This is a genomic window from Prodigiosinella confusarubida (genome assembly GCF_002847015.1).
In the GTDB taxonomy this organism is placed as follows: Bacteria; Pseudomonadota; Gammaproteobacteria; order Enterobacterales; family Enterobacteriaceae; genus Prodigiosinella; species Prodigiosinella aquatilis.
The window spans coordinates 565,665-579,533 of record NZ_CP025085.1 but is presented as its reverse complement, the minus strand read 5'-3'; the positions used below and the strand labels follow the sequence as shown (position 1 = coordinate 579,533).

General features: G+C 50.2%; 16 protein-coding genes. All 16 read right to left on the bottom strand.

The window, feature by feature from the left end; all coding sequences use genetic code 11:
* Positions 1 to 329: 329 nt before the first annotated feature.
* From CWC46_RS02675 to CWC46_RS02600, 16 genes are read right to left on the bottom strand one after another with little or no spacing between them, the layout of a single operon-like run.
* The gene (locus CWC46_RS02675) at positions 330 to 1,559 is read right to left on the bottom strand and encodes a beta-ketoacyl-ACP synthase (RefSeq protein WP_021013741.1); all 1,230 of its coding nucleotides are present in this window, start codon (positions 1,557 to 1,559) and stop codon (positions 330 to 332) included.
* Positions 1,556 to 2,287 (bottom strand): 3-ketoacyl-ACP reductase FabG2, encoded by a 732-nt coding sequence (locus tag CWC46_RS02670; RefSeq protein ID WP_021013742.1) that lies wholly within the window; start codon positions 2,285 to 2,287, stop codon positions 1,556 to 1,558. The genes CWC46_RS02675 and CWC46_RS02670 overlap by 4 nt, the downstream gene beginning before the upstream one ends.
* The gene (locus CWC46_RS02665) at positions 2,284 to 2,760 is read right to left on the bottom strand and encodes a hotdog family protein (RefSeq protein ID WP_021013743.1); all 477 of its coding nucleotides are present in this window, start codon (positions 2,758 to 2,760) and stop codon (positions 2,284 to 2,286) included. Before CWC46_RS02665 ends, CWC46_RS02670 begins: the two co-directional genes overlap by 4 nt.
* Positions 2,753 to 3,910: a beta-ketoacyl-[acyl-carrier-protein] synthase family protein gene (locus tag CWC46_RS02660; protein WP_021013744.1), complete on the bottom strand. Its 1,158-nt coding sequence runs from the start codon at positions 3,908 to 3,910 to the stop codon at positions 2,753 to 2,755. The genes CWC46_RS02665 and CWC46_RS02660 overlap by 8 nt, the downstream gene beginning before the upstream one ends.
* A 1-nt stretch (position 3,911) precedes the next feature.
* Entirely contained in the window at positions 3,912 to 4,487 is a 576-nt protein-coding gene (locus CWC46_RS02655) for a DUF3261 domain-containing protein (RefSeq protein WP_021013745.1), read from the bottom strand.
* Positions 4,484 to 6,805 (bottom strand): MMPL family transporter, encoded by a 2,322-nt coding sequence (locus tag CWC46_RS02650; RefSeq protein WP_021013746.1) that lies wholly within the window; start codon positions 6,803 to 6,805, stop codon positions 4,484 to 4,486. Before CWC46_RS02650 ends, CWC46_RS02655 begins: the two co-directional genes overlap by 4 nt.
* The gene (locus tag CWC46_RS02645) at positions 6,777 to 7,382 is read right to left on the bottom strand and encodes a LolA family protein (RefSeq protein ID WP_021013747.1); all 606 of its coding nucleotides are present in this window, start codon (positions 7,380 to 7,382) and stop codon (positions 6,777 to 6,779) included. The genes CWC46_RS02650 and CWC46_RS02645 overlap by 29 nt, the downstream gene beginning before the upstream one ends.
* Entirely contained in the window at positions 7,379 to 7,804 is a 426-nt protein-coding gene (locus tag CWC46_RS02640; protein WP_021013748.1) for an acyl-CoA thioesterase, read from the bottom strand. The genes CWC46_RS02645 and CWC46_RS02640 overlap by 4 nt, the downstream gene beginning before the upstream one ends.
* Positions 7,805 to 7,812: 8 nt before the next feature.
* Positions 7,813 to 9,522, bottom strand: coding sequence for a glycosyltransferase family 2 protein (locus tag CWC46_RS02635; protein WP_021013749.1), 1,710 nt, complete (start codon positions 9,520 to 9,522; stop codon positions 7,813 to 7,815).
* A complete protein-coding gene (locus CWC46_RS02630; RefSeq protein ID WP_021013750.1) occupies positions 9,513 to 9,863 on the bottom strand; it encodes a 3-hydroxyacyl-ACP dehydratase FabZ family protein in 351 nt (116 codons plus the stop codon). The genes CWC46_RS02635 and CWC46_RS02630 overlap by 10 nt, the downstream gene beginning before the upstream one ends.
* A complete protein-coding gene (locus tag CWC46_RS02625) occupies positions 9,850 to 11,202 on the bottom strand; it encodes an AMP-binding protein (protein WP_021013751.1) in 1,353 nt (450 codons plus the stop codon). The genes CWC46_RS02630 and CWC46_RS02625 overlap by 14 nt, the downstream gene beginning before the upstream one ends.
* Complete coding sequence (locus CWC46_RS02620; RefSeq protein WP_021013752.1) at positions 11,202 to 11,759, bottom strand: COG4648 family protein; 558 nt, start codon at positions 11,757 to 11,759, stop codon at positions 11,202 to 11,204. The genes CWC46_RS02625 and CWC46_RS02620 overlap by 1 nt, the downstream gene beginning before the upstream one ends.
* Before the next feature lie 15 nt (positions 11,760 to 11,774).
* Complete coding sequence (locus CWC46_RS02615; protein ID WP_071790838.1) at positions 11,775 to 12,026, bottom strand: acyl carrier protein; 252 nt, start codon at positions 12,024 to 12,026, stop codon at positions 11,775 to 11,777.
* Positions 12,027 to 12,044: 18 nt separating this feature from the next.
* Complete coding sequence (locus CWC46_RS02610; RefSeq protein WP_021013754.1) at positions 12,045 to 12,311, bottom strand: phosphopantetheine-binding protein; 267 nt, start codon at positions 12,309 to 12,311, stop codon at positions 12,045 to 12,047.
* A gap of 25 nt (positions 12,312 to 12,336) precedes the next feature.
* On the bottom strand, positions 12,337 to 13,131 hold the full coding sequence (locus CWC46_RS02605; protein WP_021013755.1) for a lysophospholipid acyltransferase family protein: 795 nt from the start codon (positions 13,129 to 13,131) through the stop codon (positions 12,337 to 12,339).
* Positions 13,124 to 13,855, bottom strand: coding sequence for a beta-ketoacyl synthase chain length factor (locus tag CWC46_RS02600; RefSeq protein WP_021013756.1), 732 nt, complete (start codon positions 13,853 to 13,855; stop codon positions 13,124 to 13,126). Before CWC46_RS02600 ends, CWC46_RS02605 begins: the two co-directional genes overlap by 8 nt.
* Positions 13,856 to 13,869: the final 14 nt, after the last annotated feature.

The window sequence follows — 13,869 nt, the reverse complement described above, 5'->3', positions numbered from 1 at the left end:
CGGAGCTTTGTTAATCAGAGTGTAGTTTGCAGGAGGGAAAATAGGACAATTAAGTGACATTAAAATGTACGTTATATTACAGTTTTATGACAAACAAGCCAATACATGAGGTTATGTGGAATCTGATTATGCAGTAACAGCAACAGGAATCAGGTTGTGGGCCCATTATTCAGGGATGAACACAATGAAAAGGCTCACTGTGACGATAAATTTTTTTTTACAGTACTGTACATCTGGTATTCAATAAAGCCGCATAACACACGGCTTTTACTGCTTAACTCCGCTCTCATTAATGTGGAGAGCCGTTTTTATCCAGCCCTCATAAAACGTTATTTCCAGCGATGAAAAATCAATGAGGTATTGATGCCGCCAAAAGCAAAGTTATTGGATTGTACATAGTCGGTATCGATATAACGCAGTTCACCCATGATGTAATCCAGCTCACCACAGTCATCCGCTGGCTGGACCAGATTCAGTGTCGGTGCAAACCAGCCTTCGCGCATCATTTCAATGCTCATCCAGGATTCCAGCGCGCCACAAGCACCCAGTGTGTGTCCAAAATAACTTTTCAGAGAAGAGATAGGCGTGGATTTACCAAAAATGGCCGCCGTAGCCAGACTTTCCGCCACGTCACCACGATCTGTCGCCGTACCGTGCGCATTGATATAACCAATATCGGACGTATTCAAGCCAGCGCTACGCAGTGCGCCTTCAATACAGATCTGCATGGTTTCACGCTGTGGCTGAGTAATATGTGCAGCGTCACAATTAGTATAGAAACCAACGAGTTCGGCATAAATAGTCGTCCCACGAGCCAGAGCATGCTCAAGTTCTTCCAGTATTAACGTTCCGGCACCTTCACCGATCACCAGACCGTCGCGTTCGGCATCAAATGGCGAAGGTGTGGTTTCCGGTGCGTCATTACGTTGACTGGTGGCAAACAGCGTATCAAACACCGCCGCCTCGGAAGGGCACAATTCTTCCGCACCACCCGCCACCATGACGGTTTGATAGCCATGCCGGATCGCCTCCCAGGCGTAGCCGATGGCCTGACTACCGGAAGTACAAGCACTAGACGTCGGAATAACACGACCTCTCAGCCCAAAGAACAACCCGGCATTAACCGCTGTAGTATGCGGCATCATCTGTACATAAGTGGTGCCGGTAATGTTGTTGGTATGCTTCTCCGTCAGCATGGTGGCGAACTCACTGACCGGACCTGTACTCCCGGTTGAGGAACCATAGGCAATGCCGGTTTCACCGTTGGTCAGTACCGGGTTATCCAGTAATCCGGCCTGCGTCAGCGCCAGCTCGGTAGCACGCGTCGCCATCAGCGAGACCCGTCCCATGGAGCGGATACGCTTACGGGTGTAATGCTCTGGCAGTCGGAAATCATCAATAGGGGCTCCCAGCAGGGTATTCAGACCATCATAGATCTTCCACTCCGGCATCTTACGCACCGCATTACGGCCAGCACGCAAGCCATTGCCCACACTTTCCCAGGATTCACCAAACGCCGTAACACCGCCCATCCCTGTCACTACCACACGACGTATCACAGCATACCCCCATTAATCGAAATGACCTGACGCGTAACGTACCCGGCAATATCCGACATTAAATACCCCGCCAGGCCGGCCACTTCGTCTGCCTGCCCCATCCGCTTCATGGGGATTATCCTCATCGCTTCATCAACCGCTACCGGTTCCATTTGGATCATGCCGGTGTCAATTAACCCGGGAGCAATACAGTTAACCGTGATTTTGCGCTTCGCCAGTTCGATAGCCAATGCTTTGGTGGCACCAATAATGCCCGCTTTCGCTGCGCTGTAATTGACTTGTCCCCGGTTACCCATCATGCCGGAAACAGAAGATAACGTAATAATCCGTCCCCCCTTTCGCAGGCCGATCATCGGCATCACACACGGATGAATAACGTTATAAAAACTATCAAGGTTAGTGTGAATCACACTGTCCCAGGCTTCACCATCCAGAGCGGGAAAAGCCCCATCACGAGTAATACCGGCGTTACTGACAACGCCATAATAAGCCCCATGTGATGCAATATCCTGTTCAATGCATTCGCGGCACATGTCACGATCGGCAATATCAAATCCCGCAACACGTCCATTCCCCCCCGCATCCAGAATCTGACGCAATGTGTCATCAGCGCCGTCTCTATCACAGTGATAATGCACCACAACAGTAAAGCCATCCGCGGCAAGGCGTAATGCGATAGCCCGTCCAATTCCTTTACTGGCACCCGTTACTAACACGGAACGCGTCATGACTCTTTTCCCTGTTCTAAAAGTTGTTGTAACTCATTCTTGTCAGGCTGATAGGTAGTTAGCCTGCCGGTGGCGTATTTTTCGCCATTAATAGTAATTTCACCGTCGAAACTGCCGATTTTTTCATCACGCATCAATAGTGCTACACGCACGTCAAGCTGCGATCCGGCAGGGAAAAAAGCCTGTTGGCAATGATAACCCCGTCCGCCCAACAGCATACCGGGATGCGGTTTTTCATTAGAACGCTGACGGCTATGCCATCCGGACCAGACACCTATGGTTTGCGCGATAATTTCAATACCAAACCAGGCAGGCAGATTCCCCTCGATATCCAGAAACGGCGCCAGCACACTTTCATCGTTGACGCTCACCCGACAATGGGCCTTCTCATGATCAACCCATACGACTTCGTCCACCAACACCATTGGCGCTTTGTGAGGTAAGTAGTGCTCCGCGTGAGAATATTCAGCCATCAACTTTCCCCAAAATCAGGCAGGCATTATTACCACCAAAAGCAAATGAATTAGACATTATTACCTGTCGACCAAGCCGGGCGGGGGTAGTAAGCAAACCGAACAGAGGAAGAGTATCATCTTGTTTACTATGCGAAAAATCCTGAGGCGGTAATGGGATATTCCGCGTCAATAACAACCAGCAAATGACCGCTTCACAGATACCGGCCGCACCCAGCGTATGCCCGGTAAGATGTTTGGTCGAACTGCAAGGAATGGCGTCGCCAAAGATGGCATGGATAACATTAGCTTCAATCCTATCATTCAGTCGGGTTGCCGTACCATGCAGGTTAATGTAGCCAATATCGGTTGGCTGGAGATTGGCGCTCTGTAAAGCCATCGTGATGGCACGAATAGCGCCAGCACCTTCGGGGTGTGGTGCCGACATATGGTGCGCATCTGAAGACTCACCGACACCCAACAACGATACGTCATCAGGCTCACGGCTAATCAGCATCAGCGCGGCACCTTCCCCAATAGAGATACCATCACGCTGCTGGCTGAACGGCTCGCAACGGTTGGCAGACAACGACTCCAGACTGTCGAAACCATTCAACGGCATACGACTCAACGTATCCGCGCCACCAACAATTGCAACATCCACCAATCCGGCTTCAATCAATCGCTGTCCACTGATCAATGCGCGTACACTTGAAGAGCAAGCGGTCGAAATGGTGTAAGCAGGCCCATTTAAACACAGATAATCAGCCAGAAATCGCGAAGGATCGCCAAGTTCCTGCTGCGCATAATGATAAGTTGGCAGATGGCTGCTGACATAGCGGTCGGCTTCGTCCAGTCCTGAAGTACTGGTGCCCTGTATCACCGCAACACGATCAGTGCCAAATCGGGTTATCGCCTCATCCACCCGGGACCGGATTTGTGCCAGCGCCGCCAGCAAGAGTTGGTTATTGCGGCTATTATGCACCGCCAGACTGGTGGGTATCTCGGGCAATAGAGCGTCAACGTTTCCCGTCCAGCATATTTTATCCTGCAACAGCCACCGACTATCAGAACGCATACCCGGTGCCGTACCACGCTCGAGGTTCCTAGCTATCTCGTCAATATCATTGCCTAAAGCATTGATCGCACCAACGGCATTAATATAAATCATGTTAGCCGTCCAGATATTGAATAACGATATGATAACCAAACGCAAACTGCTGCACGCTGATCGGTTCACGCTGATGGTTACGTGTCATATAACGAATTTCCGTAATCAGACTACCATGATTATCACGCAACTGCCGTTTGTCGCCGTTATCCTGCAATGTCCATCCCACAGGAAGCTGTTTTTGCCAAACCACAATCGGCCAGTGACTCAGCATGATATCTGCCAGTACCTGACTAGCCGGTGGCATATCCGGCAACATGATGGATTGTTCCGTATGAATGCCCTTCGCATCATAGGTAACCAGAAACAAACGAATACCCAGCGAAGAGAGCCCAGCCAAAGAAAGCCGCTTATCATTCGCGCTCAGCAACACCAACAGCGACTGCTGTTTCCCCTTAAATGTTCCTGTCAAAAGCTGCTGCTCGTTGACTGCCGGGGAAATACCCGGGGCAGGAAGCGTGACTCTCACGCCAGGCTTAAGCCATGCCTGAGGGCGATTATTGTCAGGCATACTCGCGCAGGCGCTCAATAACAGCGCACAGGGTATTAACGTCCAGCGCCATAGTAATAATTTCATTTTCGTTTCCCTTTTGGGTCAGGCAAAGCCAGAGGCGCCAGTAAAAAAGCCGTAAAAATACCACTGCAAAGCACAATGCCAAAACTGCTGATAGCCGGTGTGCTGCTAAAAATCAGCATCCCCAATGTTAATAAAGTGGTACACATCGCCAACGTTACCGCCAGCAGGGAAGTCATTGGCGTACCGCGTGGGTTACTGAAAAACAGCGTGTAGTTGATACCGATCCCCAACACCAGCACCAATGCCAGCAAAGAAAACAGGTTCAGTGCGTGCCCACTTAAGGAGAGCACCGCTAACCCACAGCCCAGCGACAACACCGAAGGCACCACACTGATCAGCCCTCGACGGAACCCCAGACGCGCCACGTAACTCAGAGCAATCGCCGTCAAGGCAGCACCCAATAGCCAGCCGAGTATTACGCGGTAAAAACCAAACAGGTTATCGAACGTACTTTTACGATCAATCCACGCCACGCCAGACACGGTTTTTGCCAATTGCGCTAATTTCACGCTCTGACTGACACCGCTTACTGGCACCAGCACACCACTTTCCCCTCCAGGCAACGTGAGCCACAACAACCGCCATCCCTCACTGATCGGGCTGTTAAGCCAAACGGCTGGCGTAACCGGCATCGGCTGCACATTGGGATTTTCTGCTGCAACGCCCACGTCTCTAAGACGCGCCATTACCGCAGGGAAAGCAGAGGTGATGAGTTGTAGGTCATGCTGCTGTTGCTTCAGAGAAGAGAGGGGTAACAAACGATAGGTTGTTAGCCATTGTTTCTGCTGTGCTTCATGCAATTTGGGGGCGAGCTGCTCCAGTCGTTGCAACGTCTGCTCCGCGCTATTGCCATAGACGACAAACCAGGTTTGATCGGCACTCTGCCCGGTTAATGCGGTTAACTGGCGTTCTTGTTGTATTAATGTCCCTGGCAATGCCTGAAGTTGTGAAATATCGTCATTAACGTTCAGGCGCAGCAGACCAGCCACCGAGATGATCAGTAATGCCAATGGCAGACCCCAGCGCACCCATTGGTTGCGCCGCCAGGCGACCAACCAGCGCCCCATCAGCACCATGGCAGGGACATGACGTACCGGCAATCCCCGAACCAGAAAAGGGTACCAGCAAACCACCGTCATGCAGGATGACGTCAACCCCGCGGCAGCAAATACCGCCAACTGTTGCAAACCAGGAAAGGGCGCCAGTACCATAATCAGGTAAGCCATAACTGATGTTCCAAGAGCAAGCAGCAAGGCCGGGAGCACTTTCTTCAGGCTATCAAGGGCAGAAACCGTGCCGCCATGAACCAAACGCTCTGTCAGGTAGTAAAGCGTATAATCCGCTGAAATTCCGACAATACTGATGCTCATGACCAGCGTCATCAGGTGCAGCTCACCAAACAGCAACAGTGTAAATACCGTCCCCGCCAACGCCCCCATACCAATGGAAAGGGCACACAGCAGTAAAGGTCTGGGCGAGCGAAATACGGAAAATATCAGTAACAACACCCCGACCACGGTGGCCACGCCCAAGGTAGACACATCGTGTTTTGCCTGCTGACTGGCATAATTACTGAACAACACCGTACCTCGTGTCAGTACCTGTGCATGGGGATATTGTTTTTTCAGGGCATGTTGCAGTGCATCCAGTTTCTCAACCAATTGCTGATTGTGCACCATATCAAAGGAATTACCGCTCAATTCACCGTGCAGGAAATACCAACTTCGGCCCTGAGAATCTTTGACGGTAAGCCACCCTTGCGCTAAACCCAACCGACTGGCGTTTTGTTGCAGCGCCAGTTGAGAACCACGTACCAGCATCAGCGGATCATGACGCAATTCCTGGCCACTAACGCCTGAAAAGGCAGAGTAAAGTTGCGCCAGAACCCAGTCCGCCTGAGCGGATCCACCTTTCTCAAGACGCGCACGTGTAACGCTATCCACCAGGCCATTACGGTGTTCAAAAACAAATTTCCCCCATTGCCGCTGATATGCTGCGTCAACTGGACCTTTCACATTTTGCAAATCAGGGAGTGTTTGCAACTGCCTAAACCACCAGTTGGCTACGGCAGGATCCGCTTGCTCACCTGCGGTCACCAACCAGACCATCTGCCGGTCAAGGCGTTGCATAAAACCTTGTTGTAACGCTGGCGGAATCGCGCCCATCGATTGCTTTGGCAGCAACGCCAGCACGCTGCTATTGATCTGTGCCCGCGGCAGCACCAGCACCAGGGCAATAATCAGCGCAATACTGCAAATACCCCAGACATATGCCGCTCGACGATGCCATTTAGAAAACGAAGCGTTGTTGCTCGCCATCACTTAATGTCCGTGGGGTAAGTCGCTGATTGCTCAAAGTGATTTTGGTCAGATCACCCTGACGATCACTCAATTCGATACCATCAAGATAATCACGCCCATTCAACGTGATGGTGTTGAATAGCTTATCTAACGGTGAGGTTTCCGGCGTCAGCACCAACCGCCATTGCTGGTTCCCCAGATCTTTAAAATTGATGGCAAAGTTTTGCTCTAACACACGGCGATCAGCCTGAAACAGCGCGCGCAACAGATGATTGAACTGAAACATTTGCGGATTGCTTTCAGCCGTCACAATCTGCGGTGACTGTCCATTCATCACCTGTACCATGCGTTTATCATCCAGCACCATCGTCAATGGAAAAGGCATTGTCTGATGCCACCACAGCCCTTTAGCCTGAGCGATCAATAATTGGCCGCTGGATTTAAGCGGTTTTGCTATCCCTTTGATTTCGCGTAATTGGGTAAAATCAGCTCGTACCACTGGCTCGCTGCTGAAACGCTGCTGTAAATCATCCAGTGTTACCGCCGATGCGGTACAACAGAAGAATGCCAGCATCGCAAACACTATTTTCATCATGGCGTCACCACTCCCAGGCGTTCAAACAATATCTGAGGGGAAACAAAACTCAGCACTTTGCTTCCCTCCTCTACCGCCACCTGGATGGTGTAACCGGTAGTCGTCCGCTCTCCGCTCTCCGCATCAAAAACCTGATAACTAATACGTAAACGGTTTTCAACTTCTTCAATAGTGGCACTTACCCGGATACGTTGCTCATAGGTGATCGGGGCACGATATTTGACACGCGTATCCACCACCGGCCAGACGTAACCCGATGCTTTCATTTCGCGGTAACCGTAATTAAATTTGCTGAGCAATGCTTCACGGGCCACTTCAAAAAAACGGAAATAATTACCGTGCCAGACTACACCCATCGGGTCGCAATCATGGAAAGAGACCGTCAGCTCAATGTCATGGCTTAAACGAGGGTCATTTAACACAGTGACTCCTACTCCTTTTTCCCGGTAGCCTGTTTTTCATCCGACAAGCTCCAGAAATCAAAAAAATTAAACCAGTCCAGGGGCGACTTCAGGGCGTGGTGTGCCAGTCGTTCGGCATAGCGATCAACCACCTGTTGCAATGCCTCCTGTCGACTGGCCCGTGGTAAAACGATCGGATTGGCAAACGGCTCACAGTAAACACGTAGTTTCTGCTGCTCACGGATGACAAACATCAGCAATACCGGGCAGCGCAACGCTGCCGCCAGGATGAACGGCCCTTGCGGAAAAGGGGCATCGCGTCCCAGAAATGAACTCCAAACAACACGACGAACACCGCCTCTCTGGCGATTGACCGCTGTTCGGTCACCCACAATCGCTACCCACTCACCGGCTTCTAGCTTTTGTTGCAGCATTATGGCGGTGTCCGGGCCGATATCGCCGACAGGAATCAAATTCACACCGGCCTGGGGTGTGATGCTTTCCAGCACCTGTTTAAAACGCTGGGCATTGTCGGTAAACACCAGCGCGTTAATCACCAGACCACTGACTTGCTGAGCCAGTGCACGACACACTTCAATATCACCGAGATGAGAAGCGAGAATCAGTTGTCCCCGAGCTCGTCCCTCATTAATCACATCAAAAGCACCGGGCGCAAAATCAATATCCTTTCCCCAATGCAAGTCTCCACGCCAACTGGCAATTTTATCCAGCATGGCATTGCCAAAACGCAGAAAATGATGGTAGCTGTTCAACGGGCGCGGCAATATGATCTTATGTTGCTGCGCGTACTGAGCAATCTGTCTGAGCCACGCCCGAGATGCTCTGCGCTGCTCTCTACCAGTAAGCCAGTAAAATGCAATGACCGGCCACAGAAACAGCGTAAATACACCGCGTCCCAACCATTGATAGACCGCCAGCATAAAACGCATACCGAGCAACCCTTTACGTTCACTCACTCCGGCCCAATGCCGCCGATGGCGCCGCTTCAGTAAAGAGGGTATTCGCGGCAGCATGCCGAAAAACAGCCGGGTATGCATCCAGGAGATGCGGAGGTTATCGTACAAAGCATCAAAATGAGACAGGCCATTTTCTGGATAGGTCACACAGGTATCGACAAAACGACTTGGCGTACCCTGCCAGTAAAGACGCACCATGATTTCAGTATCGAAATCCATGCGTTGCCCAATAGTGTGCTGAGCAGCCAATGACAACGTGGCATTGATCGGATAAACCCGAAAACCACACATACTGTCTTTCAGGGAAAGCGAGAGTGTTTCAACCCATACCCATACATGGGTGATATAACGTCCATAAAGGCGTGATTTAGGCACAGATTCGTCATAAACCGGACGACCAGAAATCAGACAGTCTGGATAACGTTGTGCTTGCGCCAGCATATGCGGCGTATCCTCAATCCGATGCTGCCCATCGGCATCCACCTGTAAGGCATGGCTGTAACCGGATTTGGCTGCCACCTCAAGACCATAGATTACCGCCGCGCCTTTACCGCTATTTTGTTTCAAGCGGACCAACACCACGTGCGTGTTCTCACTGGCCAGTTGCGTCAATTCCTGCTGCGTGGAGGTATCACTGCCATCATCAACAATAAAAACAGGCACATCAAAAGGTGCTAAACGGGCTAGTACACAGTGCATTGTGGCACCATGGTTGTAGCAGGGGATCACCACACAAGGGGAAAACACGTCGTTTACCGACATAATTTAATTTTTCCGCTACTGGCAACCGGTTCTGCTTCACCATCCAGAATATGGAAACCAAAGGTAAGTAATCGCTTGTCTGCACTCCAGGTCAGATTCAGACGCAATCTTTTACCCGGCAGAATTGGCTGCTGAAACTTGATATTTTCGACAGACGAAAACTGCCAGCCAGGTGCCAGCAGTTCACAACCGTAATGCAATACCCAGTCCAATTGAGCCACACCTGGCAACAGTGGCTGTGTGGGAAAATGGCCGCTAAACCAGAGCAAATCGGAAGAAACCAGCAGAACAAGCTCGGCATACTGTTCATCATAATGTCGTGAAAGCTCAACAGGCAGCATGGAACAACTCCTGTATCTGCGGCCAGGCACGTTTACTCTGCGTGTTATGGGGAATCACTTCGACAATACGCCAAAAACGGGGCATCGCTACCGGTTCCAGCCATTTGTGCAATTCATGACGCCATTTCCGCTTTAACTGCGGCAAATCAGACGCCATCAGTGGAGACTTCAAGACCAATACCACACCGATAGCACTGCGTTCGGTACGGGTAACCTGCAAGGCAACAGCATCATCAATTTCCGGCAACGCCAACAAGCGCCGCTCGATTTCACTCAGGGAAATACGTTTGTCTTCTATTTTGACGATACGATCATGCCGCCCGCAAATCTGGAAACAACCTTGTTCATCAAAAACCAGCTTATCATCCAGTTTCACACCTTTAGCCTGAGGAATTAAAGCCGAACGCGCCCACCAGTTATGTTGATCATCGCAACAAAACGAAATCCCCGCAAAAGGTTGCCAGGTAATGTGTTCGTCATAACGCGAACGACTGGCAATTACGCCGGTTTCGGTACTACCATAGATTTCATCCACCGGGTTACCTAACCACGTCAGCACAGCCTGTGCTGAAGACCACGGCAAAGCACCACCAGCAGAAACTGTAAGTTGACAGCGCGAGACATGCAGTGTGCGGTCGATACGACGTAAAAAAGCCGGGCTACTGATAAAAGCATAACGACGTTGTCGGGAATGGGACGCCAATTGTTCGGTATAAAGGGTTTGTCGGCTGTCAAAACTCAAGCCAAGCGCCATCGGTAACCAGATACGAAACGTCAAACCATACAGGTGCTGATGAGTAACAGAAGCAATGATATGGCACCCCTGTAAACGAGAACCCCAGAGCGTCGCCAACCAGCGAGATTCCTCATCCAGACAATGCACGGGTTTAATAATCTGACGCGGCTTGCCGGTAGATCCCGAGGTAAAAAGGATGACATAAGCATCGTCAGCAATAGTCGGTAACTCACCATCAATACCTTCGTCACTCTCAGACACTTCGAATAAGGGACAATCCAGGTTTAATGATAAATCCGTCAATATTCCCTCGAATTCATCCGTCTGTTCTTGTAACACGGATTGACGACAATGCCCGGGAACTACAGGAACCTTCCCGGCATGCAACACCGCTAATAGCCCAACGACAAACAGATAACTGTCTTCAAAACAGAGAGCCCAGCGCAACTCATCACGGCCAAGCAACTGCTGACAAAGTGCGGCAACCTGCCGCCGTAACGTACCCAACCTAATTTCCCGAGCGCCATTACAAGCAATTACTCGCAACGTGTTATCTTCATCATCCAGCCAGTTACAAAGCGCCCGAACCGTCACACTATTCATTATCGTCTTCTCAGGCGCTGGCGTATCAGCCATTCGCCTCCCATCAACAGTCCCATCAGTAAATAGCTGACCATGCCATTCCATAACGTCCACCAATGTACATTGCCAACAAGACAAGTCAGCACAGCAACGCTGCCATTAAAAATAAAAAACAGGCACCAAATTTGCGTCACGCGATATGTGTAGGCTACTGCCTGCGGTGGAAGCTCTGATTCCCTTAGCCGCGCCAAACGCTCAACCAGCGGCATTCCACTATAAAGAGAACTCCCAAACAACAGCAACATTACTGCATTCACCGCCACCGGATACCAAAACAGCCACTGACCATCGCGTAACAGCAAACTGGCGAGGCAAAGTGCTGCACCGGCGACAGCCAACAGCAATCCCGTTCCCTTAAAAACACGCTTATCACCACGTAACGTGGCAAAACGCAAAAGAAACATTAATGCCAGTAACACCAATAACCAACGATGGCTGGGGTGCGTTACACTAAACCAGACCAGAAAGGGCCACAGCAGTGTCATTAACCAACTCAGACCGTTCACTAGCATTCGCATTATTTGCTCAGGCCATTAACCTTCATTAATCAAACTTTCGACCGCATCGACGACATCCTGCACAGTACGTACCGATTTAAAGGTTTCCGCCGAGATTTTCCGTCCGATACGCTTTTGCAGGTGAACCACCATGTCAACAGCATCGATGCTGTCCAGTTCGAGGTCTTCATAAAGACGGGATTCTGGCTTAATATCATCAACTTTCAGATCGAACAACTTGATTAAAAGACCAGTAATTTCCTGATAAATTTCGTTTTTATCCATCATTAGCTCATTATTTTATTATCAGGCACTCACTGCGCGCTGAGTGTTGATGAAAGCAGCCAAGGTCGCTACAGAGAAAAAATGCTGACGCATCTCTTCGCTCTCAGCAGAGAGCACCACACCGTAGCGATTTTTTACCGCCAGTCCAAGCTCAAGAGCGTCAATGGAATCCAGGCCAAGGCCATCGCCAAACAACGGTACATCGGTTTCAATTTCATTGACGCTGACATCTTCAAGATTCAACGCCTCAATAATCATCTGTTTGATTTCAAGAACTAGATTTTCCATACCTGCATGCCTGTTTTCCGAATAATCATGAATGTTCTGGTGTTAACGATTGATATAAAAAACGATTCAGACGGCGTGCCGCAAGCGGCAACGCGTCGTCCGGAGCGATAAAGGTTTTACTACTGATACGATCCTGAACACTGACCGTAAAGTACGGTTTATCAGGAGGAATGTGGTACCAACGGTTTTGCTTACCCAATGTCTGCTGACTGCAGCAAATATGAACAATCCGCAAATCACAGCCGCAACGTACTGCAATATTTGCAGCACCACGTTGCAACACAAGAGGTTTACCATAACGTGTACGTGTACCTTCGGGGAAAATCATAATGGCATCTCCACTATCCAGTCTTTGCTGGCAATCAGGAAGAAGCGTTTCTGACCGACTATTGACCAGATAATCTGCCGCACGAATTACGCCACGGAAAAAAAAGTTTTTTTGCAGATCGGCTTTAACCAGACAATCCACATCAGGCATGACAGAAGCCAGAAGAACATAGTCGATTAACGTCGGATGATTGGCAACAATCAGGCACCTGCGGTCACGTTGTAAGTGCTCAACACCATCAATGCGATAATCCAGCACACCGAGTACACGCGAAATACGTAAAAAGAGACGGAAACTGGCTGATATGCTGCGGCGAGCCAGTTGGCGGCGATGAGTAGCATCGCGCTGAACCAACAGCAACAGGTTGAACCAAAATAGCGAAAGCACTAAACCACCGAGGCCAAACATGGCAAAGCAGCACCCTGTCATCGCCAGCCGCCATAAACGATTCAGGCGCGATGATGGACGTAATATTAACGAAGACTCATACATAACGTCCCTCCCACAGCCAGTTAAGCCGTTCGCCACGAATAAGAAAACCTGGTTTTTGGGCCAGAACGGCATGCAGAAACTGTAGACTTTGCGGTAAGTTTGGTTCGTCATGCCCTACCGCTGGCATCGATTTGCAACGTATTTCCTCACCAGGACCCAACAGTAAAGCAACCGCATAAGGATAACGAGGCATCTGAACAGGAATGTGTTGATGGTAAAACTCGGGAATCACTCCATCGAAATCCACCAAAAGAATATTGTTGTAGCCTGCGGAATGGAGTGCGGCCACTTCAACCATCCCTTGTTGGAAAGAATCCATACCAGCGGCAAGAGACGTAGATACTAAAGCTGCCGCGGCAGCAATCGTCAGGCTTCCCACCGCCGCATTGTGAACCGACATGGCAAAATCGGTGGGTGACAGGTTTTCATTTCGTGATAATGCCAGCAAAATTCGCAGGTTACGTTCCAGTTCACCATGACGACTGGTAAAAACAATGGCATCAACAACCTGACGACGCAACAGTGCCAATCCACAATCCACAGCTAGCCGACTGCCACTGCTCAGGCGACGTGCCATCATCATCGGCAGTTGGCGGCATTTGGCCAGCGGCTGGTCGACATTTATTACTGCGCCTGGTTGTTTAGACCAGTATTGCCAGTCAGCAATGTCATCAAGCCCCGGAGCACCAGCCTGCCAATCAAGGAGTGTAAAAGCGAGTCTCATACTATTGTTCTTCT

Bases quoted from the DNA above. Each gene is read 5' to 3' on its own strand.
- CWC46_RS02660 (WP_021013744.1), bottom strand. From the start codon at position 3,910: ATGATTTATATTAATGCCGTTGGTGCGATCAATGCTTTAGGCAATGAT.
- CWC46_RS02620 (WP_021013752.1), bottom strand. From the start codon at position 11,759: ATGCGAATGCTAGTGAACGGTCTGAGTTGGTTAATGACACTGCTGTGG.
- CWC46_RS02645 (WP_021013747.1), bottom strand. From the start codon at position 7,382: ATGATGAAAATAGTGTTTGCGATGCTGGCATTCTTCTGTTGTACCGCA.
- CWC46_RS02625 (WP_021013751.1), bottom strand. From the start codon at position 11,202: ATGAATAGTGTGACGGTTCGGGCGCTTTGTAACTGGCTGGATGATGAA.
- CWC46_RS02605 (WP_021013755.1), bottom strand. From the start codon at position 13,131: ATGTATGAGTCTTCGTTAATATTACGTCCATCATCGCGCCTGAATCGT.
- CWC46_RS02665 (WP_021013743.1), bottom strand. From the start codon at position 2,760: ATGGCTGAATATTCTCACGCGGAGCACTACTTACCTCACAAAGCGCCA.
- CWC46_RS02600 (WP_021013756.1), bottom strand. From the start codon at position 13,855: ATGAGACTCGCTTTTACACTCCTTGATTGGCAGGCTGGTGCTCCGGGG.
- CWC46_RS02635 (WP_021013749.1), bottom strand. From the start codon at position 9,522: ATGTCGGTAAACGACGTGTTTTCCCCTTGTGTGGTGATCCCCTGCTAC.
- CWC46_RS02655 (WP_021013745.1), bottom strand. From the start codon at position 4,487: ATGAAATTATTACTATGGCGCTGGACGTTAATACCCTGTGCGCTGTTA.
- CWC46_RS02670 (WP_021013742.1), bottom strand. From the start codon at position 2,287: ATGACGCGTTCCGTGTTAGTAACGGGTGCCAGTAAAGGAATTGGACGG.
- CWC46_RS02615 (WP_071790838.1), bottom strand. From the start codon at position 12,026: ATGATGGATAAAAACGAAATTTATCAGGAAATTACTGGTCTTTTAATC.
- CWC46_RS02610 (WP_021013754.1), bottom strand. From the start codon at position 12,311: ATGGAAAATCTAGTTCTTGAAATCAAACAGATGATTATTGAGGCGTTG.
- CWC46_RS02650 (WP_021013746.1), bottom strand. From the start codon at position 6,805: ATGGCGAGCAACAACGCTTCGTTTTCTAAATGGCATCGTCGAGCGGCA.
- CWC46_RS02630 (WP_021013750.1), bottom strand. From the start codon at position 9,863: ATGCTGCCTGTTGAGCTTTCACGACATTATGATGAACAGTATGCCGAG.